This is a genomic window from Streptomyces sp. NPDC051636 (genome assembly GCF_044453765.1).
GTDB lineage: Bacteria > Actinomycetota > Actinomycetes > Streptomycetales > Streptomycetaceae > Streptomyces.
In genome coordinates this window covers 104296-125938 of sequence record NZ_JBITDA010000020.1, presented here as the reverse complement: position 1 = coordinate 125938, position 21643 = coordinate 104296, and the positions used below count along the sequence as shown (strand labels likewise).

General features: G+C 71.9%; 23 protein-coding genes and 3 tRNA genes. 6 read left to right on the top strand and 20 right to left on the bottom strand.

From position 1 onward, the window contains the following. The first annotated feature begins 15 nt into the window (after nt 1-15). Entirely contained in the window at nt 16-1056 is a 1041-nt protein-coding gene (locus tag ACIBBH_RS29485) for an adenosine deaminase (RefSeq protein ID WP_399409744.1), read from the top strand. Between the two features lie 71 nt (nt 1057-1127). Here the strand turns inward: ACIBBH_RS29485 and ACIBBH_RS29480 are convergent, their stop codons facing one another. The 4 genes from ACIBBH_RS29480 to ACIBBH_RS29465 all read right to left on the bottom strand — a co-directional run bounded on the left by ACIBBH_RS29480 (nt 1128) and on the right by ACIBBH_RS29465 (nt 5109). After that, entirely contained in the window at nt 1128-2183 is a 1056-nt protein-coding gene (locus ACIBBH_RS29480; protein ID WP_399409742.1) for a UDP-N-acetylmuramate dehydrogenase, read from the bottom strand. Nucleotides 2184-2334: 151 nt separating this feature from the next. Next, nucleotides 2335-3831, bottom strand: a complete 1497-nt coding sequence (locus tag ACIBBH_RS29475; protein ID WP_399409740.1) for a DHA2 family efflux MFS transporter permease subunit — start codon at nt 3829-3831, stop codon at nt 2335-2337. Between the two features lie 94 nt (nt 3832-3925). After that, on the bottom strand, nt 3926-4492 hold the full coding sequence (locus ACIBBH_RS29470) for a TetR/AcrR family transcriptional regulator (RefSeq protein WP_399409739.1): 567 nt from the start codon (nt 4490-4492) through the stop codon (nt 3926-3928). Between the two features lie 32 nt (nt 4493-4524). Beyond that, nucleotides 4525-5109, bottom strand: a complete 585-nt coding sequence (locus tag ACIBBH_RS29465; RefSeq protein WP_399409737.1) for a CGNR zinc finger domain-containing protein — start codon at nt 5107-5109, stop codon at nt 4525-4527. Nucleotides 5110-5165: 56 nt separating this feature from the next. Here ACIBBH_RS29465 and ACIBBH_RS29460 point away from each other — a divergent pair, with 56 nt between their 5' ends. Then, entirely contained in the window at nt 5166-6440 is a 1275-nt protein-coding gene (locus ACIBBH_RS29460) for an MFS transporter (RefSeq protein WP_399409735.1), read from the top strand. A 60-nt stretch (nt 6441-6500) separates the two neighbouring features. Here ACIBBH_RS29460 and ACIBBH_RS29455 read toward each other — a convergent pair whose 3' ends face one another. From ACIBBH_RS29455 to ACIBBH_RS29435, 5 genes are all read right to left on the bottom strand, one after another. Next, nucleotides 6501-6929: a MaoC family dehydratase gene (locus tag ACIBBH_RS29455; RefSeq protein ID WP_399409733.1), complete on the bottom strand. Its 429-nt coding sequence runs from the start codon at nt 6927-6929 to the stop codon at nt 6501-6503. 7 nt (nt 6930-6936) lie between these two features. Beyond that, the gene (locus tag ACIBBH_RS29450) at nt 6937-7392 is read right to left on the bottom strand and encodes a MaoC family dehydratase N-terminal domain-containing protein (protein WP_399409731.1); all 456 of its coding nucleotides are present in this window, start codon (nt 7390-7392) and stop codon (nt 6937-6939) included. A 101-nt stretch (nt 7393-7493) separates the two neighbouring features. Continuing rightward, nucleotides 7494-7658, bottom strand: a complete 165-nt coding sequence (gene rpmG / locus ACIBBH_RS29445; protein WP_006347275.1) for a 50S ribosomal protein L33 — start codon at nt 7656-7658, stop codon at nt 7494-7496. Between the two features lie 89 nt (nt 7659-7747). After that, nucleotides 7748-7820 (bottom strand) — tRNA-Met (locus tag ACIBBH_RS29440). Between the two features lie 46 nt (nt 7821-7866). Continuing rightward, a tRNA-Thr gene (locus tag ACIBBH_RS29435) sits at nt 7867-7939 on the bottom strand. 267 nt (nt 7940-8206) lie between these two features. Here ACIBBH_RS29435 and ACIBBH_RS29430 point away from each other — a divergent pair. Continuing rightward, nucleotides 8207-9523 (top strand): hydrolase, encoded by a 1317-nt coding sequence (locus ACIBBH_RS29430; RefSeq protein WP_399409729.1) that lies wholly within the window; start codon nt 8207-8209, stop codon nt 9521-9523. 86 nt (nt 9524-9609) lie between these two features. After that, a complete protein-coding gene (locus tag ACIBBH_RS29425) occupies nt 9610-10266 on the top strand; it encodes an SDR family oxidoreductase (RefSeq protein ID WP_399409727.1) in 657 nt (218 codons plus the stop codon). 16 nt (nt 10267-10282) lie between these two features. Here the strand turns inward: ACIBBH_RS29425 and ACIBBH_RS29420 are convergent, their stop codons facing one another. Together ACIBBH_RS29420 and ACIBBH_RS29415 are read right to left on the bottom strand one after the other, a co-directional pair. Continuing rightward, nucleotides 10283-10513: a hypothetical protein gene (locus ACIBBH_RS29420; RefSeq protein WP_399409725.1), complete on the bottom strand. Its 231-nt coding sequence runs from the start codon at nt 10511-10513 to the stop codon at nt 10283-10285. A gap of 158 nt (nt 10514-10671) precedes the next feature. Then, a tRNA-Tyr gene (locus ACIBBH_RS29415) sits at nt 10672-10753 on the bottom strand. Between the two features lie 239 nt (nt 10754-10992). Between ACIBBH_RS29415 and ACIBBH_RS29410 the strand changes: the two genes are divergently transcribed. After that, the gene (locus ACIBBH_RS29410) at nt 10993-11481 is read left to right on the top strand and encodes a YajQ family cyclic di-GMP-binding protein (protein WP_366838784.1); all 489 of its coding nucleotides are present in this window, start codon (nt 10993-10995) and stop codon (nt 11479-11481) included. 62 nt (nt 11482-11543) lie between these two features. On the opposite strand, the gene ACIBBH_RS29405 is transcribed toward ACIBBH_RS29410, so the two are convergent. Further along, nucleotides 11544-11810 (bottom strand): GlsB/YeaQ/YmgE family stress response membrane protein, encoded by a 267-nt coding sequence (locus tag ACIBBH_RS29405; RefSeq protein ID WP_399409723.1) that lies wholly within the window; start codon nt 11808-11810, stop codon nt 11544-11546. A 154-nt stretch (nt 11811-11964) separates the two neighbouring features. Here ACIBBH_RS29405 and ACIBBH_RS29400 point away from each other — a divergent pair, with 154 nt between their 5' ends. Beyond that, complete coding sequence (locus tag ACIBBH_RS29400; protein WP_399409721.1) at nt 11965-13230, top strand: APC family permease; 1266 nt, start codon at nt 11965-11967, stop codon at nt 13228-13230. Between the two features lie 295 nt (nt 13231-13525). Here ACIBBH_RS29400 and ACIBBH_RS29395 read toward each other — a convergent pair whose 3' ends face one another. From ACIBBH_RS29395 to ACIBBH_RS29360, 8 genes are all read right to left on the bottom strand, one after another. Then, entirely contained in the window at nt 13526-13918 is a 393-nt protein-coding gene (locus tag ACIBBH_RS29395) for a YccF domain-containing protein (protein WP_399409719.1), read from the bottom strand. After that, on the bottom strand, nt 13915-14778 hold the full coding sequence (gene htpX, locus ACIBBH_RS29390; protein ID WP_399409717.1) for a zinc metalloprotease HtpX: 864 nt from the start codon (nt 14776-14778) through the stop codon (nt 13915-13917). Before htpX ends, ACIBBH_RS29395 begins: the two co-directional genes overlap by 4 nt. 237 nt (nt 14779-15015) lie before the next feature. Further along, nucleotides 15016-16539, bottom strand: coding sequence for an NADH-quinone oxidoreductase subunit N (locus ACIBBH_RS29385; RefSeq protein WP_399409715.1), 1524 nt, complete (start codon nt 16537-16539; stop codon nt 15016-15018). Beyond that, the gene (locus ACIBBH_RS29380; RefSeq protein ID WP_399409714.1) at nt 16536-18110 is read right to left on the bottom strand and encodes an NADH-quinone oxidoreductase subunit M; all 1575 of its coding nucleotides are present in this window, start codon (nt 18108-18110) and stop codon (nt 16536-16538) included. Before ACIBBH_RS29380 ends, ACIBBH_RS29385 begins: the two co-directional genes overlap by 4 nt. Before the next feature lie 6 nt (nt 18111-18116). Continuing rightward, entirely contained in the window at nt 18117-20111 is a 1995-nt protein-coding gene (locus ACIBBH_RS29375; protein ID WP_399409712.1) for an NADH-quinone oxidoreductase subunit L, read from the bottom strand. Further along, complete coding sequence (gene nuoK, locus ACIBBH_RS29370; RefSeq protein WP_399409710.1) at nt 20108-20488, bottom strand: NADH-quinone oxidoreductase subunit NuoK; 381 nt, start codon at nt 20486-20488, stop codon at nt 20108-20110. The genes ACIBBH_RS29375 and nuoK overlap by 4 nt, the downstream gene beginning before the upstream one ends. Next, nucleotides 20488-21093, bottom strand: coding sequence for an NADH-quinone oxidoreductase subunit J (locus tag ACIBBH_RS29365; RefSeq protein ID WP_399409708.1), 606 nt, complete (start codon nt 21091-21093; stop codon nt 20488-20490). Before ACIBBH_RS29365 ends, nuoK begins: the two co-directional genes overlap by 1 nt. After that, nucleotides 21090-21641, bottom strand: a complete 552-nt coding sequence (locus ACIBBH_RS29360) for a NuoI/complex I 23 kDa subunit family protein (protein WP_399409706.1) — start codon at nt 21639-21641, stop codon at nt 21090-21092. Before ACIBBH_RS29360 ends, ACIBBH_RS29365 begins: the two co-directional genes overlap by 4 nt. Nucleotides 21642-21643: the final 2 nt, after the last annotated feature.

The following is a 21643-nucleotide window of genomic DNA, read 5'->3' as shown; positions in this document are numbered from 1 at the left end:
CGGCAGGATCCTGGAATGGAGCGTGTACGTGATCTCTCTGAGCTGCCGAAAGCCCATCTTCACCTGCACTTCACCGGCTCGATGCGGCCGGGGACCCTGCTGGAACTGGCCGACAAGTACGGCGTCCGTCTGCCCGAGGCGCTGACCGACGCGCTGACCAGCGGGGAGCCACCCAGGCTGCGGGCCACGGACGAGCGGGGCTGGTTCCGTTTCCAGCGGCTCTACGACGCGGCTCGCTCGTGCCTGAGGGAGCCCGGGGACATCCAGCGGCTGGTGCGGGAGGCGGCCGAGGAGGACGTCAGGGACGGCTCGGGCTGGCTGGAGATCCAGGTGGACCCGACCTCGTACGCGCCCCGGCTCGGCGGGCTGATCCCTGCGCTGGAGATCATCCTGGACGCGGTGGACACTGCGGTGCGGGAGACCGGCCTGGGGATGCGGGTGCTGGTGGCGGCCAACCGGATGAAGCATCCCCTGGACGCGCGCACGCTGGCCCGTCTCGCGGTGCGGTACGCCGACCGGGGTGTGGTCGGCTTCGGGCTGTCGAACGACGAGCGCCGGGGCATGGCGCGGGACTTCGACCGCGCGTTCGCCATCGCCAAGGAGGGCGGCCTGCTGTCGGCCCCGCACGGCGGCGAGCTGACCGGCCCGTACTCGGTCCGGGACTGCCTGGACGACCTGCACGCGAACCGGATCGGCCACGGCGTGCGCGCGGCGGAGGACCCGCGGCTGCTGAAGCGGCTGGCGGACCGGGGCGTGACCTGCGAGGTGTGCCCGGCGTCGAACGTGGCGCTGGGCGTGTACGAGAAGCCGGAGGACGTTCCGCTGCGCACGCTCTTCGACGCGGGCGTGCCGATGGCGCTGGGCGCCGACGACCCGCTGCTGTTCGGCTCCCGGCTCGCGGCCCAGTACGAGATCGCCCGTCACCACCACGGCTTCACGGACGCCGAGCTGGCGGAGCTGGCCCGGCAGTCGGTCCGGGGATCGGCGGCTCCGGAGGACGTGAAGGCGAAGCTGCTGTCGGGTGTGGACGACTGGCTCAGCGCCCCGGGGTCCTGAAAGGGGCGTAGGGCGGGCAGGGCCGGAGCCCCGGTGCGGGTACGGGCCGGTGCCCGTCCGTCCCGGGCCGTCTACAGGCTGACGCCCACCGTCACCGGCTCGTTGACCAGCGTGATGCCGAAGGCCTCGCGGACGCCGGCGACGACCTCGCGGGCGAGGGCCAGCAGGTCCTCGGTGGTGGCCCCGCCCCGGTTGGTGAGGGCGAGGGTGTGCTTGGTGGAGATGCGGGCGGGCCCGGTGCCGTACCCCTTGCCGAAGCCGGCCTTGTCGATCAGCCAGGCGGCCGAGGTCTTGGAGTGGCCCTGGCCCGCCGGGTAGGCGGGCGGCTCGACGCCGTCGCCCAGCCGCTCACGCACGCGCGCGCGGAAGGCGTCGAACTCGGTGTCCTTGAGGATCGGGTTGGTGAAGAAGGACCCGGCCGACCAGGTGTCGTGGTCCTCGGGGTCCAGGACCATGCCCTTCCCGGCGCGCAGCTTCAGGACGGTCTCACGGGCGGCGGCGAGCGGCACCCGGTCGCCGGGCTCCACACCGAGGGCGCGGGCCGCCTCGGCGTACTTGATCGGCGCCGACAGCCCGTCCGCGTCCTGGAGGCGGAAGCGGACGCGCAGGACCACGTAGCGCTCGGGGTCGGCTTTGAAGCGGCTGTGGCGGTACGAGAAGGCGCACTCCTCGTTCGTCAGTGTGACCGTCTCGTGGGCCCGGCGGTCGTACGCGATCACCTCGGTGATGGTCGAGGAGACCTCCTGGCCGTACGCCCCGACGTTCTGGATCGGGGTGGCGCCCGCCGAGCCCGGGATCCCGGCGAGGCACTCGATGCCCGCGAGCCCGGCCTCCACGGTGCGGGCGACGGCGTCGGTCCACACCTCGCCGGCCGCGAGTTCCAGCGTCGTGCCCCGCAGTTCGAAGCCGGTGGTGGCGATGCGCAGGGCGGTGCCGTCGAAGCCCTTGTCGCCGATGACCAGATTCGACCCGCCGCCGATGACCAGCAGCGGCGTGCCGGTGGCGTCGGCCTCGCGGACGGCGTGGATCACCTCGGTGTCGGTGGTGGCGGTGACCAGCCGGGTCGCGGGACCGCCCAGCCGGAAGGTGGTCAGCGGGGCGAGGGGGGCGTCGTGGAGTTCCTGCACGCGCTCAAGACTACGAGACGGCACTGACAGCCCTGCCCGCTCGCCCGGCCGCGCGGCGACAGACTCCCCACGCGCGCGTAGAGCCCCGTCGGCGGGGACGGGACCGTACGCGCGCGTGCCGTGGATCGTGGGGCGGTCTGTCCGGGGGCGGTCAGTGGCCGGCGGTCTGCAGAACCGGAGCCTGGTCGCCGACCGCCTCACCGGCCTTCTCACCCGCCGCCTTCGCCAGCCGGGCGGCGCCGCGCCGGGTGGGGATCACCAGGGCCGCGACCGCGGCGAGCGCGACCACCGCGGAGCCGGTCACCAGGGCGGGCCGCAGGCCGTCGACGAAGTGCTGCGCGGACTCGTAACCGCCCTGCGCCGAGAAGATCGAGGACATGACCGCGATACCGAGGGCGCCGCCGACCTCGCGCAGCGCGTTGTTGGCGCCGGAGGCGATGCCCTGCTCCTGCGGGCGGACGCTGGACATCACCAGGTTGGCTGCGGGGGCGAAGTACAGGGCCATCCCGATGCCGCTGATGATGAAGCCGGGCAGTTGTGCGGCGTACGAGGCGTCGGCCGTGATGACGGAGGCCAGGTAGCCGAGCCCGACGGCCTGCAGGAACACCCCGGTGGCCACGACCGGGCGGCCGCCGATGCGGTCGGAGAGGATTCCGGCGACCGGCGCGACGAGCATCGGCATCCCGGTCCAGGGCAGCATCCGGACGCCGGCCTCGGTGGGCGAGTAGCCGAGCACTCCCTGCATGTACTGGCTGAGCAGGAAGATCGAGCCGAACATGCCGAGGAACATCAGCAGGCTGGCCGCGTTGATCCCGGTGAAGGCGCGGGAGCGGAAGAGCCGCATCGGGAGCATGGGGTTCTTGGCGCGGGAGCCGTGCAGTACGAACCCGGCCAGCAGCGCGGCGCCGGCGAACAGCCCGGTGAGGACGACGGAGTCGGTCCAGCCGTCGGCGGGGCCGCGGACCAGGCCGTAGACGATCCCGAAGAGGCCGCCGCTGGCGAGCAGGGTGCCGGGGACGTCGAGCGGGGCGCCGGTGCCGTGGGACTCGGCGAGGCGGAGGCGGGCGAGCGGCAGCAGGGCCAGGCCGAGCGGGACGTTCAGCCAGAAGATCCAGTGCCAGGAGACGTGTTCGGTGAGGCTGCCGCCGATCAGCGGTCCGGAGGCGACCGCGAGGCCGTTGACGGCACCCCAGATGCCGTACGCCGTCCCGCGCTTGGCGGCGGGCACGGCCGCGGTCAGCAGGGTCAGTGTCAGCGGCATCATCACGGCCGCGCCGACGCCCTGGACCGCGCGGGCGGCGATGAGGGAGCCGATGCCGGGTGCCATGGCGGCGGCCGCGGAGGCGCCGGTGAAGACGGTGAGCCCGGCGATGAAGAGCCGGCGCCGCCCGAAGCGGTCGCCGAGCGCGGCGCCGAACATCAGCAGGACGGCGAAGGTGAGCGTGTAGGCGCTCACGGTCCACTCCAGGTCGTCCAGGGCGCCGCCCAGATCCCGGCGGATCGAGGGCAGGGCGGTGGTGACGACGAGGTTGTCCAGGGATGCCATGAACCCGGCGACGCTGGTGATGACGAGGGCCCAGGCGGCTCTGCCGCGTCGTGCGGCGGGTGGTGCGGTCTGCTGTCCGATCTGCGTCTGCTGCTGTGACATGGCTCCCCCAGAGATTCATGATTAGTTATGGATTACTAACTTCCCCGGCCGTGAAAACGGCCCCGTACGGGCGGCGGCCCGCCCCCACTCGCGCCTACTTCTCCAGCCGGCCCGTGACTCGCGCCGACGGGTACAGCCCTTCCCACACCCGGTGCTCGGGCGGGAACCCCATGGCCACCAGGCAGTTGATGAGCATCCCGTAGGCCATGAAGGTCGTCGTCTCGTTCACGTCGGCGCCGAGCGGGAGGTGCACGTCCCACAGGCGCATCCAGCCGGCCCTCACGGACTCGCCGAACGCGTGGTCGCCCTCCTCCTCGGCTGCCGCGACCGCGACGTACGTCTGCATCTGCATCATCAGCCGCTCGGGCCGCTCCGCGATGACGGTGACGTAAGCGTTGGCCATGGCGTGCAGGGCCTCCTCGCCCTCCAGCCCTTTGGCGGCCTCCTCGAAGGTGTGGATGGTGTCCTCCACGCAGCGTTCGGCCGCCGCGAGGAAGATCGCCTTCTTGCCCGGGAAGAGCCGGAAGAGATACGGCTGCGAGACACCGACCCGCTTGGCGATCGCCTCGGTTGACGTCCCGTGGTAGCCGCCCCGCGCGAACTCGCTCATCGCCGCGCGGATGACGCTTTCACGCCTCTCGTCTGCGCTCATCCTGACCATGCGAGTAAGTTAGTACTCAATCACTAACTACGTCAAGGGCTGTCGTGGCTTGCCGAAGAACGCCGGTGGGCCGCGACCCTTTCGCGGGTGGCGCAGCGCCGGGAGCAGTAGCGGCGGTCGGGGCCCTGACCCTGCGTGATGAACACGTTCTCGCAGGTGGACGAGGCGCACACCCGGCCCGGTGGGCGCTGGTGATCCCAGAGGAGGACGGCGAGCGCCAGACACGAGGAGGCGAGGAGCCACTCGTCCCAGGGGGCGTCGTCGTCGCGGTCGAGGTGCGGGTGCCAGGGAGTCGCGCCGCCGTGCGAGGTGAGGCGCAGGGGTCCTGCCTGGTCACGGAGGAGACGGTTGAGGGTGGCGGCGGCCGTGTCGACGTGGTCGGCGGCGAAGACCTCGCGGAGGAGCATGGCGGCCGCCCGCATCCGCCCGATCTCCTGGGCGGTCAGGCGGAGGGGGCCGGTCTCGCCGTACTCGCGCAGGACGGCGGCGACCGTTTCCGGGTCCGGGCCGGCCGTGGGGGGCGGGGTGCCGGTCAGGGCGTTGATCAGAGCGGCGGTGCGACGGGCGTTGGTGAGGACGCAGTGGCGGGCGGACCAGTCGGGGGTGAGGGAGGGCACGCAGGAACCGTAACGCTTATTGAGCGGTTTGGTGTTACGTGCGTAACGTCACTCAGATGCAGATACGTTGCGCGGGTTTCTATCTGGCCGGGGCGGCGGCCGCCCGCACCGGTGACGAGATGTCCGGCCCGGCGCTCCTGCTGGCCGGTTTCGCGGTCTCTGGCTCGGTCACGGAGGCGTCGTCGCTGCTCGCGGCCGTGACGGCTGCGGCGGCGGTGGGCGGTCCCGTGCTCGGGGCGTTCCTCGACCGGTCGGCGCGACCGGGCCGTCTGCTGGCGGGCGCGCTGGCCCTGTACGGGGCCGGGCTGGTGCTGATCCTCGCGGCGCTGGGCCGCCTGCCGTTCGCCTTCGTCCTGGCGATCGCCGTGGGGACGGGCCTGTCCGGGCCGGCCCTGTCGGGCGGCTGGACCGCCCAGCTGCCCCGGGTCGTGCCCCCGGAGCGGCTACCGCGCGCGACCGCCCTCGACGCCATGACCTTCAGCGCGGCCGGCCTGGCCGGCCCAGCCCTCGCCGGCACCGCGGCGGGGCTGCTGGGGGCTCCGGCCGCGGTCGGGCTGTCGGTGGTGCTCATCGGGGCCGGCTTGCCGGTCGCGTGGGGGCTGCCGGGGCGGGTGGCGGGGGTGAGGCGGGACCGGGAGGCACTGCCCCAGGAGGCGACCGCCCACCCCGACCCGGACCCGAAGAAGCCACGAGGAACACGTGGCACGGTCATCGGCGACCTCGCCGCCGGTGTCCGGTGCATCGTCCGCAGCCCGTCCCTGGCCCGGGCGACGCTGACGTCGGTGGCGTCCTGTGCGGCGCAGGGCATGCTGGTCACCTGTACGCCGTTGCTGGGGGCACGGTCCCTCGGGGGAGCCGGGCACGGCGCCCGACTGCTGTCCGGCATCGCCGTCGCATCCCTCGTGGCGAACGCTGCCCTGGCCCGCTTCCCGGGCCGGCTCGCCCCGGACACGGTCGTCCGTACCGGCGCGCTGATCCAGGCCGCCGCCCTCGCCCTGGCCGCGACCGGCCGCCCGGCACTGCTGGCCACCGCGGTCCTGCTCGCCGGTGCCGGGGAGGGGCCGCAGCTGACGGCTCTGTTCGCGCTGCGGCACCGGGAGGCACCGGAGTGGCTGCGCAGCCAGGTCTTCGTCACCGGCGCCAGCCTGAAGATCACGGGGTTCGCCCTGGGCGCGGCGGTCGCGGGCCCGATGATCGGCCGGTCCCTCCCGGGCACGCTGCTCACCGCGGCCGGTGTGCAGGCCGTCGGGGCGCTGGGCGGCGCGGCGCGCCGGAAGGGCACGCTCGCCGCCGCCCGCCCGTTCAGCAAGCAGGGGGGAACCGACACGTAAGGGGCGCCCCACCATGGCGGGCGCCCCTTACCCTTACCGTCTGGCCTCCGGCCCCGCCGCTCAGGCGAGCCGTACGACCGCCCGGGACATCCCCAGCACCTTCTGCCCGCCGCTGGTCGCTGTCAGGTCGACGCGGACGGTGTTGTCGTCGAGCTTGGCCGCGACCTTGGCGCTGACCTCGATCGTGGCGCCGGTGTCGTCGTTCGGGACGACGACGGGCTTGGTGAAGCGGACGCCGTACTCGACGACCGCGCCCGGGTCACCGGTCCAGTCGGTGACCACGCGGATCGCCTCGGCCATGGTGAACATGCCGTGCGCGATGACGTCCGGCAGGCCCACCTCCTTGGCGAACTTCTCGTTCCAGTGGATCGGGTTGAAGTCCCCGGAGGCACCCGCGTACCGCACGAGCGCGGCTCGGGTCACAGGGAAGGTCCGGGCCGGCAGTTCGGTGCCGACCTCGACGTCGTCGTACGCGATCTTCGCCGTCATCGCTTCCTTACGCCTCCTCGTCCGCCGCGCGGGCCACGAGCTTCGTCCAGGCGGTCACGACGTGCTCGCCCGCCTCGTCGTGGACCTCGCCGCGGATGTCCAGGATGTCGTTGCCCGCGAGGGACTTGATCGCCTCGATGGTCGAGGTGACCGAGAGCCGGTCGCCGGCGCGCACCGGGCGGGTGTAGGCGAACTTCTGGTCGCCGTGCACCACGCGGCTGTAGTCCAGGCCGAGCTGCGGGTCCTGGATGACCTGTCCCGCGGCCTTGAATGTGATCGCGAAGACGAAGGTGGGCGGGGCGATCACATCGGGGTGACCGAGCGCCTTGGCGGCCTCCGCGTCCGTGTACGCCGGGTTGGTGTCCCCCACCGCCTCGGCGAACTCGCGGATTTTCTCCCGGCCCACCTCATAGGGCTCGGTGGGCGGGTAGGTCCGCCCCACGAAGGACTGGTCGAGCGCCATGGGCTCGGCACCTCCTGCTTGCTGTACTGACCGGTACGGGTCGTTCAACGACGCGAGGCCGCCCCCGATCACTCGGGGACGGCCTCGCGTACGAGCCTGATTTATCGCGTCTCGCGGTGCGCGGTGTGCGCCTTGCAACGCGGGCAGTGCTTCTTCATCTCAAGACGGTCCGGGTTGTTACGCCGGTTCTTCTTGGTGATGTAGTTCCGCTCCTTGCACTCCACGCAGGCCAGCGTGATCTTCGGGCGGACGTCGGTGGCAGCCACGTGAGTGCTCCTTGACGAACGGGTAGGTTAATCCAACGCAAGAAAGAGTAGCCGATCGAAGGACCGACCCCGCAATCGGCTACTGTCAGTAGCGGTGACCGGACTTGAACCGGTGACACAGCGATTATGAGCCGCTTGCTCTACCGACTGAGCTACACCGCTGAGATGCGATCGGGCCCCGCCTCGCGGCGGGAACCTCTCACACCAGAGCCCCAATACGGAATCGAACCGTAGACCTTCTCCTTACCATGGAGACGCTCTGCCGACTGAGCTATTGGGGCGAGCGATGAAGACATTACACGCTCGGCCGCCGTTCACCCAAATCCATTGCGAGCCACCCGCCCGGACCCGTCCAGCAGGCCTGTCTCCGGTCCCGCAGGTCCCTCTCGTACGGCTCCCCCGCAGGCCGCACGGCCCTTTCGCACGGTGCGGACCACGCCGGTACGACTATTGCGCTCCTCCCCGCCAGGCGCGGCACGCCACCCTAGGCTCGACTCACTCTGCGTGATCATGCGCCCGTTTGCGCAGCCTCTAGCCCCTGGAGCGCGATGCCCGCGAGCCACCCGCAGCCGCCTTCCTCGTCGTCGAACCCGTCGTCCCACTCGTCCGGCTCATCCGGCTCATCCGGCTCATCCGGCTCATCCGGTTCGCCGGGACTGCCCGACGCGGCGCCGCTGCTGCTGTGCGGGGCCCGGCTGACCGACGGCCGGACCGTGGACGTACGGCTGGGCGGCGGGCGCATCGAGGCGGTCGGTACGGCCGGCAGCCTGGCGCCGGGCCCGGCCCGGGCCGGCGGCACGCGCGTGGACCTCGGCGGCTATCTGCTGCTCCCGGCCCCGGCCGAGCCGCATGCCCACGGCGACACGGCGCTGTCGACCGAGGGCGGCGGCCCGGTCTCGTGCGACCCCGACGACGTCCAGCGCCGGGCCACGGAGGCCGCCCTGCTCCAGCTGGGCCACGGGGCGACGGCACTGCGGGCGCACGTGCGCGTGGGGGATGTCCAGGGGCTGGGGGCGCTGGCCGCCGTGCTGCGCGCGCGGCGGTCGCTGCGCGGGCTGGTGGAGCTGAGGGCGGTGGCGATGCCGCGGGTGCTGACCGGGGTGGCGGGGGCGGACGGGCTGGCGGTGCTGCGGGACGCGGTGAAGATGGGCGCGTGCGTGGTGGGCGGTTGTCCAGATCTGGACCCGGATCCGGCGGGGTACGTGGAGGCGGTGCTGGAGGTCGCCTCCGAGCACGGCTGCCCGGTCGACCTGCACACGGACGCCGCCGACCCGGCCCGCCTGACCCGGCTTGCGGTGATGGCGGGCGGCCTGCGCCCCGGCGTGACGCTCAGCCCGTGCGCCGGTATTGCCCGGCTGCCCGCCGAGGCGGCCTCACGCGTCGCGGACCGGCTCGCGGCGGCCGGAGTGGCGGTGGTGTGCCTGCCCCAGGGCGGCTGCGGGGGCGTCGAGGGGCGCGGCACGGCTCCGGTACGGCTGCTGCGCGCGGCCGGGGTGCGGATCGCGGCCGGCAGCGGCGCGCTGCGGGACGTGTCGAACCCGGTCGGCCGCGGCGACCCCCTGGAGGCGGCCTACCTGCTGGCCTCCCGCCACGGCCTGCGCCCCGAGGACGCCTACGACGCGATCAGCGCCTCGGCCCGCGCGGTGCTCGGTCTGCCCGAGGTGCGCGTGGAGGCCGGTTTCCCCGCCGAGCTCCTCGCCGTGCGCGGCGACCGTCTCGCGGGCGCGCTGTCGCTGGCGTACAGCCGGATCGTGGTGCACCGGGGGCGCGTGGTGGCGCGGACCAGCGCGGTGCGCGAGTACTGCAACTCGGCCGCGACGGCGGAACTGGGGCTGCCGCGACAGGGGCGGGGCAAGCTGTCCTGATCCCGGCGGCCGGGGCCTGGGGCCGCGGACGGGGCCGGGCCGAAGTCGTGCGGCAGATGCGGCCCTTCGGGCGTACGGTCGGAAACATGCGCATTGTCATCGCTGGTGGTCATGGTCAGATCGCGCTGCGGTTGGAGCGGCTGCTCGCCGCGCGCGGATACGAGGTCGCGGGCATCATCCGCACATTGGAGCAGGGCGACGACCTGCGGGAGTCCGGGGCCGAACCCGTCCTCCTCGACCTGGAGTCGGCCTCGGTGGAGGAGGTCGCGGCCCACCTGCAGGGCGCGGACGCGGCGGTCTTCGCGGCGGGCGCCGGCCCGGGCAGCGGCGCGGCCCGCAAGGACACGGTGGACAAGGGCGCGGCCGTGCTGTTCGCGGACGCGGCCGTCCGGGCGGGCGTCCGCCGATTCGTGGTCGTCTCGTCCATGGGCGCGGATCCGGCGCACGAGGGCGGCGACGTCTTCGACGTGTACCTGCGCGCGAAGGGCGAGGCCGACGCGTACGTCCGGGGTCTGGACGCCCTGGACTGGACGATCCTGCGCCCCGGCTCGCTGACGAACGACGCCGGCACCGGCCTGATCCGCCTGGAGGCGCACACCGGCCGTGGCTCGGTCCCCCGCGACGACGTGGCGGCCGTCCTGGCGGAACTGGTGGAGACCCCAGCGACGGCGGGCCTGACGCTGGAGCTGATCAGCGGGTCGACTCCGGTGACGGTGGCGGTGAAGTCGGTGGCGGGGAACTGAGGTTGACCGCGGGCGGTCAGAAAAGGGGCAGTTGGCCGGGGAATTCCGGCACGGCATACCCGTCCAACGACGGCTGAACGGCCCCGAGTTCCGCCTGCCGCCGTGATCCGGAGCACGAGACCAGCTCACCGCTGCGCCGGGCGCCGGGCGGGTCATGCCGCGCGAAGCGCCCCGCGACGACCGCGATTTCGCGACGGCACACCGGGCAGGTTCTGCGGCGGGGGGACCGTGAGGACGCGGAGGACATGCAGCCAGTGTGCCCGCGGGCACGGACAACGCCATGAGCCGCACGGTGACAGACGTCACGCGATCCGATGATCGGAATCTCCGCCAGACCTGAAGACGGAACGCAAAAGACCCCCTCCGCTCTGCGTCTCCGCAGATCAGAGGAGGTCTTCCCCAAAGTGGCGGCGCCAGGATTCGAACCTGGGAAGGCTGAGCCGGCAGATTTACAGTCTGCTCCCTTTGGCCGCTCGGGCACACCGCCGGGGGTGATGCCGGTCGAACCGCTTTTCCGCGGTGCTCCCTGGCAACGACGTAAACAATACCCGATGGGGAGGGGTGCTTCGCCACTCGATTGATCGGCCCCTCGGCGACGCGGGATGGCTAGGCTGGTGCGGATGCGGTCCGGCCTTCGTGCCGGGCTCGGCGGCCGCCTCCACGCACGCCGACACGCACCCGATGACGTTCCCGATCACGCACCCGGACAGCAAGGAGCCACAGGACATGGCCGACTCCAGTTTCGACATCGTCTCGAAGGTCGAGCGGCAGGAGGTCGACAACGCCCTCAACCAGGCCGCCAAGGAAATCTCGCAGCGCTACGACTTCAAGGGCGTGGGTGCCTCCATCTCGTGGTCCGGCGAGAAGATCCTGATGGAGGCGAACTCCGAGGAGCGGGTCAAGGCGGTCCTCGACGTCTTCCAGTCCAAGCTGATCAAGCGCGGTATCTCGCTGAAGGCGCTGGACGCGGGCGAGCCGCAGCTCTCCGGCAAGGAGTACAAGATCTTCGCGTCGATCCAGGAGGGCATCTCCCAGGAGAACGCGAAGAAGGTGGCGAAGATCATCCGCGACGAGGGCCCGAAGGGCGTGAAGGCCCAGGTGCAGGGCGACGAGCTGCGCGTCAGCTCCAAGAGCCGCGACGACCTGCAGGCCGTGATCGCCCTCCTGAAGGGCAAGGACTTCGACTTCGCGCTGCAGTTCGTGAACTACCGGTAGGACGACCGGTACGACGAGGTCTCACGTACGAGGAAGGGTGGGCGCCGGGCGGTGCCCACCCTTCAGTCGCGCGAGTTGCCGAACAGGATGCGGTAGACGATCAGCAGGACGAGCGAGCCGCCGATCGCGGCGGCCCAGGTGGCGCCGTCGTAGAAGTGCTTGGAGACCGGGTGGTCCAGCCAGCGCGCCGAGATCCAGCCGCCGATGAACGCGCCCGCGATGCCGATGAGGGTCGTACCGATGAAGCCGCCCGGGTCACGGCCCGGCAGCAGGACCTTGGCGATGGCTCCGGCCAGAAGTCCCAGGATGATCCAACCGATGATGCCCATGCCGTGAACCTGCCCTCCGTGCTGTGCCCGCACTGTCCGGTCCCTGAGATTCCGGTGAGGACCGGTTGTCGGTCGTGCGCGTGTTCATGCCGTGTTGATGAACAGGACGCCGGGGGCACACCGGGCGGTTGCGGCGATCAGTAGGGTGCGGCACATGACAGGCTCCGGTTCAGAACTGCGACGCACCCTGGGGGTGCGGGACGCCGTGGTCGTCGGGCTCGGCTCGATGGTCGGAGCCGGCGTCTTCTCCGCCCTGGGCCCGGCGGCGCGCGCCGCCGGGTCGGGATTGCTGCCGGGCCTGGCCGTCGCGGCCCTGGTGGCCTACTGCAACGCCACCTCGTCGGCGCGGCTCGCCGCCCTGTATCCGGCCTCGGGCGGCACGTACGTGTACGGGCGCGAGCGGCTCGGGGTCTTCTGGGGCTATCTCGCGGGCTGGGCCTTCGTCGTCGGGAAGACGGCCTCGTGCGCGGCGATGGCGCTCACCGTGGGCGCGTACGTCTGGCCGGGGCACGCGCACGTGGTGGCCGTCGCGGCCGTGGTGGCGCTGACCGCGGTGAACTACGGCGGCATGCAGAAGTCCGCCTGGCTGACGCGGGCGATCGTGTCCGTGGTGCTGGTGGTCCTCGCTTCCGTGGTGGTCGTGTGTCTTGCCTCCGGGCGGTCCGATGCCGGCCGGCTGGACATCGGGCTGTCGTCGGGCGGGGGCGGGGTGCTTCAGGCGGCGGGGCTGCTGTTCTTCGCGTTCGCCGGGTACGCGCGGATCGCGACCCTCGGTGAGGAGGTGCGGGATCCGGCGCGCACCATCCCCCGTGCGATCCCGCTGGCCCTCGGTATCGCGCTGGCGGTGTACGCGTGCGTGGCGGTCGCCGTCCTGTCGGTGCTCGGCGCGGACCGTCTCGGGCACGCGGGCGCGCCGCTGGCCGACGCGGTGCGGGCGGCCGGGGTGCCGGGTCTGGTGCCGGTGGTGCGGGTGGGGGCCGCAGTGGCCGCGCTGGGGTCGCTCCTCGCGTTGATCCTGGGCGTGTCGCGTACGACGCTGGCGATGGCCCGCGACCGCCATCTGCCCGGGGCGCTGGCCGCCGTGCATCCCCGTTTCCAGGTCCCGCACCGGGCCGAGCTGGCGGTGGGCGGAGTCGTCGCCGTGGTGGCGGCGACGGTGGACGTTCGGGGTGCCATCGGTTTCTCCTCCTTCGGTGTGCTGGCCTACTACGCGGTCGCCAACGCGTCGGCGTGGACACTGAGCCCGGCGCCGTGGGCGCGTGCGGTGCCGGCGGTGGGGCTTGTGGGGTGCGTGACGTTGGCGTTCGCTCTGCCGGTTGTCTCGGTGGTTGTGGGTGCGGGTGTGCTGGCGGCGGGGGTGGCGGCTTACGGGGTACGGCGGTGGGTGGGGCGCGCAAGAGGTAGTACAGGGGTGGCTTAGGGCCCGGGGCGAGCCCTGTCGGTCATGGGTTCATGATGCAAGCCGCCGCTGACAATCGGGCGGGCCTGTGGACGACGGGCGGATTGTGGACAACTCCGCCCCGTAACGGCCTGGCCTGATGAGCGGTCAGGCCAGGCATGGTAGGTGTCGCGGGCGGGTGGGGACGGGTCACTGAGGAGGTTCTCGGCGTCCGCGCACAGGGCCCATGTCTCGTGGTCCGTGGCATCGACGTCGTACGCCGTGACGGTGTATGCGGGCCGCCCCACCTTGTCCCCCCTTTGTCCCCGTGAACGCGTCAGCGCGTCGCGAACGGCTGGTCCGTCGGGACGATCTCGCGTCCCAGCGGGAGCAGGGAGACCGGGATCAGCTTGAAGTTGGCGATGCCGAACGGGATACCGATGATCGTGACGCACAGGGCGAGGCCGGTGACGATGTGGGCGATGGCCAGCCACCAGCCGGCGAGGACGAGCCACAGGACGTTGCCGACGAAGGAGGCGGTGCCCGAGTCGCGGCGCTCGACCGTGGTGTACCCGAAGGGCCACAGGGCGTACACGCCGATACGGAAGGCCGCGATGCCGAACGGGATACCGATGATCGTGACGCACAGCAGCACGCCCGCGAGCAGATAGCCGAGGAACAGCCAGAAGCCGCTGAGGATCAGCCAGATGACGTTCAGGATGGTTCTCACTGGTAACGACCTGCCATTTTCTCGAGCCGGGCGATGCGGTCCGCCATCGGCGGGTGCGTGGAGAACATCTTCGACAGACCCTGACCCGGGCGGAAGGGGTTCGCGATCATCATGTGGCTGGCGGTCTCGATCCGGGGCTCCGGGGGCAGCGGGAGCTGCTGGGTGCCGGACTCGAGCTTGCGCAGAGCGCTGGCGAGGGCGAGCGGATCGCCGGTGAGCTGGGCGCCGGAGGCGTCCGCCTCGTACTCCCTGGACCGGCTGATGGCCAGCTGGATCAGGGTGGCGGCGAGCGGACCCAGGATCATGATCAGCAGCAGGCCGAGCAGGCCGGGGCCCTCGTCGTCGTCGGAGCGGCCGACCGGGATCAGCCAGGCGAAGTTGACCAGGAACATGATCACCGAGGCGAGCGCGCCGGCGACCGACGAGATGAGGATGTCGCGGTTGTAGACGTGGCTGAGTTCGTGCCCGATGACGCCGCGCAGTTCCCGCTCGTCGAGGATGCGCAGGATGCCGTCGGTGCAGCACACGGCGGCGTTGCGCGGATTGCGGCCCGTGGCGAAGGCGTTCGGGGCCTCCGTCGGGGAGATGTACAGGCGCGGCATGGGCTGGCGGGCCTGGGTGGAGAGGTCTCGGACCAGGTGGTACAGGGCCGGGGCCTCGAACTCGCTCACCGGGCGGGCGCGCATGGCGCGCAGGGCCAGCTTGTCGCTGTTCCAGTACGCGTACGCGTTCGTGCCGAGGGCGACGAGGACCGCGACGATCAGCCCCATGCGGCCGAAGAAGCTGCCGATGAAGATGATGAGTGCGGACAGTCCCCCCAGGAGTACTGCGGTCCTTAGCCCGTTGTGCCGGCGGTGCACGGTACGCCCTCCAAGTGGTGCAGCAGGGGAACCCTTTGTTTGCTGGTCGCTTGCTGATCTCCATGCCACCGGTGCCGTGGTGTCACGTCCAGTGGACCCTCCCGCAATGGTCAACGCCAGGCGGGGGCCGCTAGTTCCCTGGTAGCGGCGGCGGCGCGCGTGGGCCGTCCGGGTGATGGGTCCGGCGGCGTCACGCGCGCGTGGAGGCAGGGTTCCCCGCGCGCGGGCGGCGAGTCCTCAGAAGAGGCCGGTGCCCGCGAAACGGAGCACGAGCTCGGGCGCTCCGGAGAGGGCGACGCCGAGGACGCCGGTGAGCGCGAGGGCGGCCGTGAGCGGTGCGGGGACGAGGTGCCGCGCGGGTTCGCCCTCGGGGGCGCGGAACAGCAGGGCCGTCCACTGGAGGTAGTAGAACAGCGCGATCACCACGTTGGCGGCCATGACCACCGCTAGCCAGCCGAGGCCCGCGTCGACGGCCGCAGAGAAGACGGTGACCTTGGCGAAGAGGCCGACGATGCCCGGCGGCAGTCCGGCGAGGCACAGCAGGAAGAAGGCCAGGAGCAGGGCGGTCAGCGGGTTGGCGGCGTACAGGCCCCGGTAGTCGGTGATCCGGTTGAGGGACCGCGTGCGGCCCACCAGCGCGGCCACGGCGAAGGCGCCGAGGTTCACGGCGGCGTACATCAGGGCGTACGCGACCGTGGAACCGATGGCCTTCTGGGCGTCCTTGGCGTACCCGGCGGCGGCGATCGGCACCAGCAGGTAGCCGGCCTGGCCGACGGAGGACCAGGCGAGCAGCCGTACGGCGCTGTACGCGCGCGTGGCCTGCTGGCGCAGGGCGCCGACGTTGCCGACGGTCATGGTGAGGGCGGCGAGCACGGCCAGTGCCGGGCCCCAGACGTCGGCGTACGACGGGAAGGCGACGACGGTGACGAGGATCAGGCCGGAGAAGCCGACCGCCTTGCCGACGACCGAGAGGTAGGCGGCGATGGGCAGGGGGGCTCCCACGTAGGTGTCGGGCACCCAGAAGTGGAAGGGGACGGCGGCCGTCTTGAAGGCGAAGCCGACGAGGGTGAGGACGACTCCGGTCTGGGCGAGGGTGTGGAGCTGCCCGTCGACGTGCTGGATGCGGTCGGCGACCTGGGTGAGGTAGAGGGTGCCGGTGGAGGCGTAGACGAAGCTGATGCCCATCAGGCTCACCGCGGTGGCGGTGACGGAGGACAGGAAGAACTTCAGGGCCGCTTCGGAGGACCGCCGGTCGCCGTGCCGGATGCCGACGAGCGCGAAGGCGGGCAGGGAGGCGACCTCCAGGGCGACGATCAGGGTCGCCAGGTCGCGGGAGGCCGGCAGGAGGGCGGCGCCCGCGGCCGAGGAGAGCAGCAGGAACCAGAACTCCCCTTCGGGGACCCGGCGATGGGCGTCCTTCAGCGTGGTGACCGACAGCAGGGCCGCGAGGAGGGCGCCGCCGAGGACGAGGAACTGGATGACGAGGGTGAACCGGTCGGCGGTGTAGCTGCACGCGTGCGTGGCGCCGGTGAGGCAGAAGGTGCTGCGGTCGCCGTCCAGGAGGGGCAGCAGCAGGAGGGCCGAGGCGGCGAGTCCGGCGACGGAGACCCAGCCGAGGACGGCTTTCCTGGCGTCGGACACGAACAGGTCGGCGACGAGCACGGCTAGGGCGACGACCGCCGCGGCGGTGGGCGGGGCGATCGTGAGCCAGTCAACGGACTGGACCGCCGACTCCGCCAGGGGCTGGGCCAGGGCGCTCATCGGGTGCCTCCTGCGAGGAGCTGCTGCACGGCCGGGTCGGTCAGGCCGAGGAGGGCCTTCGGCCAGAGCCCGGCGACGACGGTGAGGGCGACGAGCGGGGTCCAGGCCGCGAACTCGTAGCTGCGGACGTCGGCGAGCTTGGGAACGTCCTGCGGTACGGCGCCCATGCAGACGCGGCGGACCACGACGAGCATGTACGCGGCCGTCAGCAGCGTGCCGAACGCGCCGACCGCCATGAAAGTGAGGAACGCGGGGCGGCTGAGGTCGGCGGCGGGCTTGAACGCGCCGAACAGCGCCAGCACCTCACCCCAGAACCCGGCCAGCCCGGGCAGACCGAGGGAGGCGACGGCGCCGAAGGCGAGCAGGCCGCCCAGGTGCGGGGCCTTGCCGTACAGCGCCGCGCCGGTGCCCTCCGCCAGGGTGTCGAGGTCGGTGGTGCCGGTGCGGTCCTTCAGCGCGCCGACCAGGAAGAACAGCAGGCCGGTGATGAGACCGTGGGCGATGTTGGCGAACAGCGCGCCGTTCACGCCGGTCGGGGTCATGGTCGCGATGCCGAGCAGGACGAAGCCCATGTGGCCGACGGAGGAGTAGGCGATGAGCCGCTTCAGATCGCCCTTCGCGCCCTGCTTGGCGAGGGCCAGGCAGGCCAGGGATCCGTAGATGATCCCGACGACGGCGAAGGCGGCGAGGTAGGGCGCGAAGGTGCGGAACCCGTCGGGTGCGATCGGCAGCAGGATGCGGACGAACCCGTACGTACCCATCTTCAGCAGCACACCGGCCAGCAGGACCGAACCGACCGTCGGGGCGGCGGTGTGCGCGTCCGGCAGCCAGCTGTGCAGCGGCCACATCGGCGTCTTGACCGCGAGGCCGACTCCGATCGCCAAAACGGCGATGACCTGCACGGATGCGGTCAGCGACCGGCCGTTGTCAGTGGCGAGTGCCATCATGTCGAACGTGCCCGCCTTGATTCCGATCAGGAGCAGGCCGAGCAGCATGACGACGGATCCGAGCAGTGTGAAGAGGATGAACTTCCAGGCGGCCTGGGTCCGTCCCTCGCCGCCCCAGCGGGCGATGAGGAAGTACATCGGGATGAGCACCATCTCGAACGCGAGGAAGAACAGCAGCAGGTCGAGGACGGCGAAGCTCGCGAGGGTGCCGGACTCGAGGACGAGCAGCAGGGCGACGAACGCCTTCGGGGTCGGGCCCGCGGGCAGCTTGAAGTACGAGTAGAGCGCGCAGAGGAAGGTCAGCAGCGCGGTCAGGACCAGGAGGGGGAGGGAGATGCCGTCGATGCCGAGGTGGATCCGTACGTCGAGTGCGGGGATCCAGCTGATGTCGGTCGTGGCCTGCATCTTCGATGGATGGTCGTGGTCGAAGCCGAGCGCGAGGACGATCGCGGCGATGAGAACCGCGCCGGTCACGGTCAGACCATGGCGGAGCACGGCCTGCTCGGGCGACTTCCCCTTCAGCCCGGGCGGGGCGGGCAGGAGAGCGGCGAGCGCGCCCAGGAGCGGGCCGACGACGACGAATGCCAGAAGGAACTGCATCACGGACTCGCTGATATCGATCACGCCTGCTCACGCTCCCGAGGCGACGAGGAGGACGGCGACCGCCAGGACGACGGTGCCGGCGAGCAGCGCGCTCACATAGGTCTGCACATTGCCGGTCTGGGCACGCCGTACGGCGGTCCCGAGCAGCCCGGGCAGGGCGGCAGCGCCGCGTACGTAGGTGTCGACGACCTCGCGGTCGAGGAACCGGACGAGACTCGCTCCGGCCTGGACCGGGCGGACGAACAGCGCCGCGTACACGGCGTCCAGGTGGAAGCCGACGGCGGCGTGCCGGTGCAGCGGGCCGAGCAGCAGCCGTCCGGGGTCCGCCGGGTCGGGCGCGTGGGCCACGCCGCCGTAGGCGGGTGCGTGGCTGGCGATGGCCTCGGCCTCGACCAGTGCGGCGTCGCCCTCGGGGTGGGCGGCGACCGCTCCGAGGGGGACGCGGGCGGCCAGTGCGGTGGTGCGCTGCCAGGCGGCGTAGGTGACGATCCCGCCGACCAGGGCGAGGCCCGTGCCGAGGACGGACGTGGTGAGGGTCGGGGTCAGGTCGCGGCCGTCGAACCAGCCGGGCAGCGAGCGGTACGCGAACGCGCCGAAGGCCAGGGACGGGACGGCGAGCACCCACAGCACCACGGTCATGGTGAGCGGCTGGCGGCCGTGGTCCGGCGCCTCGGCACCGCGCCCGCGGAAGGCCAGCAGCCACAGGCGGGTGGCGTACGCGGCGGTGAGCAGGGCGGTGAGCATTCCGGCGACGAGGACGATCCAGCCCGCGCTGCCGGGCGCGTGCTCGGTGTGGCCGGTTGCGACGTGCTCGGCGGCGCCGAGGACGGACTCCTTGGAGAAGAAGCCGCTGAAGGGCGGGATCGCGGCGAGCGCGAGGAGCGCCACGGTCATCGTCCAGTAGGCGTCGGGGATGCGGTCGCGCAGGCCCGTCATGCGGGACGTGGCGGCCAGGGAGTTGGTGCCGGCGGCGTGGATGATCACGCCGGCCGCGAGGAACAGCAGCGCCTTGAACGCACCGTGCGAGAGGAGGTGGAAGACGGCGGCACCGCGGTCGCCGACGGCGAGGGCGCCGGTCATGTAGCCGAGCTGGCCGATCGTCGAGTAGGCGAGGACGCGCTTGATGTCGTCCTGGGCGAGCGCGGCGAGACCGGAGCCGGCCATCGTGACGGCGGCCATGACGGCGAGGACCACCATCGCGGCCGAGGAGGCCTCGAAGACCGGGAGGAGACGGGCGATGAAGTAGACACCGGCGGCGACCATGGTCGCGGCGTGGATCAGCGCTGAGACGGGCGTGGGGCCCGCCATCGCGTCGGGGAGCCAGGTGTGCAGCGGGAACTGCGCCGACTTGCCGGCCACGCCCGCCAGGAGCAGCAGGGCGATCAGTGTCGGGTGGTCCAGGCCGCCGCTCGCGACGGTGCCGAGGACCCGGGTGATGCGGAACGACCCGGCGTCGGTGGCCAGCGCGAACAGGCCGATCAGGAACGGCACGTCGCCGAGCTTGGTGACCAGGAAGGCCTTGATCGAGGCGGCGCGGGCCTCCGGGGTCTCCCAGTAGTGGCCGACGAGGAAGTAGGAGCAGATGCCCATGACTTCCCAGCCGACCAGCAGCACGATCAGGTCGCCCGAGTAGACGACCAGGAGCATCGCGGAGGTGAACAGGGAGACGAGGGCGGCGTAGGAGGGGTAGCGCGGGTCGTCGCGCAGGTAGCCGGTCGAGTAGACCTGCACGCAGGTGGCGACGACACCGACGAGCACGGCGACGAGGGCGGCGAAGCCGTCGATGTGCACGGCGAGCTCGACCGGGACCGAACCGGTGGGCGTGAGCTCGGTGTGGGCGTCGACGGCGTGGTCGCCGCCTTGGCGCACGGCCACCAGCACGGCCAGCACGAGGGCGGCCAGGGTCGGCAGGACGGCGAGCGGGCGGACGAACCCGGGGGCCGTGCGGCCGAGCAGCAGGCCGGCCGCGGCGCCCAGGAACGGCAGGAGGGGGACGAGGACGGCGAGGGTGGTCGTGGTCACGCGGTGGCCTCAGCCTTCTCGGCCGCGGGGGCGTCACTGTCGGGGCCGTCGGCGGCGTGGCTCTCGGCGGTGTCGCGGAGCTTGTCGATGTCGGCGGTGCCGCGGTTGCGGTGGACGGCGAGCACGATCGCCAGGCCGATGCCGATCTCGGCGGCGGCGATGGCGATGGTGAACAGGGTCAGCGCCTGGCCGGAGTGCAGGGTCTCCTCGGCGGCCTTGCTGAGCCAGACGTCGAAGGCGACCAGGTTGAGGTTGACGGCGTTGAGCATCAGCTCGACCGACATCAGGACCAGGATCGCGTTGCGGCGGGCTAGGACGCCGTACAGGCCGGTGCAGAACAGGAGGGCGGAGAGTACGGCGGGATAGGCGAGGTGCATCAGCGGACACCTTCCTTGTCGGCCGGGTCCTGTCGGGCACCGGGGACGCCCGGTGTGCCGGCCGCGTCCGCCTTCGCCTTGCGGGACAGGACGATCGCGCCGACCAGGGCGGCGAGGAGGAGGACGGAGAGGGCCTCGAAGGGGAGGACCCAGTTCTGGAAGAGGCTCGCGCCGGTGACCTTCGTCGAGCCGGCGGCCGGGCCGTCCAGGTCGATCCAGGTGGTGCGGAAGGCGTCCACGACCACCCAGACCAGGGCGGCCGCGGCGGCGAGGGCCACGGCGAGGGCGGCCCAGCGGTTGCCGGAGTCGGCGTCCGGGGAGCGGCCGATGGGGGCCCTGGTGAGCATCAGACCGAACAGGAGGAGGACGACGACGGAACCGACGTAGATCAGGACCTGCACCCAGGCGATGAACTCGGCGGTGAGCAGCAGGTACTCCACGGCGAGACCGCCGAGGGTCACCACCAGCCACAGGGCGGCGTGCACCAGCTGCCGGGTGATGACGGTGACCAGCGCGGCGCCGAAGGTGACCAGGCCGACGAGGAGGAAGGCGATCTCGACGCCGGTCGGGGAGAGGAAGCCGTGCGTTTCGGCGGCAAGGCTCACGAGTCCCCCTCCTGCGGCTCGGCCCGGGTCGCCGCCAGCTTCTCGGCGGTCTTGCGGGCGGCGGCGATCTCCTTCGGTTCCTCCGCGCCGGGGTCGAGGGCGGGCGGGGCCGGGACCGTCCACATCCACTCGCGGAGCTTGTCGCGCTCGTGGGTGAGGTCGCGGATGTCGGTCTCGGCGTACTCGAACTCCGGGGACCAGAACAGGGCGTCGAAAGGACAGACCTCGATGCAGATACCGCAGTACATGCACAGGGAGAAGTCGATGGCGAAGCGGTCGAGGACGTTGCGGCTGCGTTCGCGGCCGCCGGGGGCCGCCGCCGGGATCGTCTCCTTGTGGGAGTCGATGTAGATGCACCAGTCCGGGCACTCGCGGGCGCACAGCATGCAGACCGTGCAGTTCTCCTCGAACAGGCCGATGACGCCGCGGGTGCGGGGCGGGAGGTCGGGCTGGACGTCCGGGTACTGCTCGGTGACGGTCTTCTTCGTCATCGTGCGCAGGGTGACGGCCAGGCCCTTGGCGAGGCCGGAGCCAGGAATGGGGGCCATGG

Coding starts and splice junctions, on each gene's coding strand:
- ACIBBH_RS29485 (WP_399409744.1), top strand. CDS start 16: ATGGAGCGTGTACGTGATCTCTCTGAGCTGCCGAAAGCCCATCTTCAC.
- ACIBBH_RS29475 (WP_399409740.1), bottom strand. CDS start 3,831: ATGTCACAGCAGCAGACGCAGATCGGACAGCAGACCGCACCACCCGCC.
- ACIBBH_RS29470 (WP_399409739.1), bottom strand. CDS start 4,492: ATGGTCAGGATGAGCGCAGACGAGAGGCGTGAAAGCGTCATCCGCGCG.
- ACIBBH_RS29460 (WP_399409735.1), top strand. CDS start 5,166: ATGCAGATACGTTGCGCGGGTTTCTATCTGGCCGGGGCGGCGGCCGCC.
- ACIBBH_RS29455 (WP_399409733.1), bottom strand. CDS start 6,929: ATGACGGCGAAGATCGCGTACGACGACGTCGAGGTCGGCACCGAACTG.
- ACIBBH_RS29450 (WP_399409731.1), bottom strand. CDS start 7,392: ATGGCGCTCGACCAGTCCTTCGTGGGGCGGACCTACCCGCCCACCGAG.
- ACIBBH_RS29430 (WP_399409729.1), top strand. CDS start 8,207: ATGCCCGCGAGCCACCCGCAGCCGCCTTCCTCGTCGTCGAACCCGTCG.
- ACIBBH_RS29425 (WP_399409727.1), top strand. CDS start 9,610: ATGCGCATTGTCATCGCTGGTGGTCATGGTCAGATCGCGCTGCGGTTG.
- ACIBBH_RS29420 (WP_399409725.1), bottom strand. CDS start 10,513: ATGTCCTCCGCGTCCTCACGGTCCCCCCGCCGCAGAACCTGCCCGGTG.
- ACIBBH_RS29410 (WP_366838784.1), top strand. CDS start 10,993: ATGGCCGACTCCAGTTTCGACATCGTCTCGAAGGTCGAGCGGCAGGAG.
- ACIBBH_RS29405 (WP_399409723.1), bottom strand. CDS start 11,810: ATGGGCATCATCGGTTGGATCATCCTGGGACTTCTGGCCGGAGCCATC.
- ACIBBH_RS29400 (WP_399409721.1), top strand. CDS start 11,965: ATGACAGGCTCCGGTTCAGAACTGCGACGCACCCTGGGGGTGCGGGAC.
- ACIBBH_RS29385 (WP_399409715.1), bottom strand. CDS start 16,539: ATGAGCGCCCTGGCCCAGCCCCTGGCGGAGTCGGCGGTCCAGTCCGTT.
- nuoK (WP_399409710.1), bottom strand. CDS start 20,488: ATGCACCTCGCCTATCCCGCCGTACTCTCCGCCCTCCTGTTCTGCACC.
- ACIBBH_RS29360 (WP_399409706.1), bottom strand. CDS start 21,641: ATGGCCCCCATTCCTGGCTCCGGCCTCGCCAAGGGCCTGGCCGTCACC.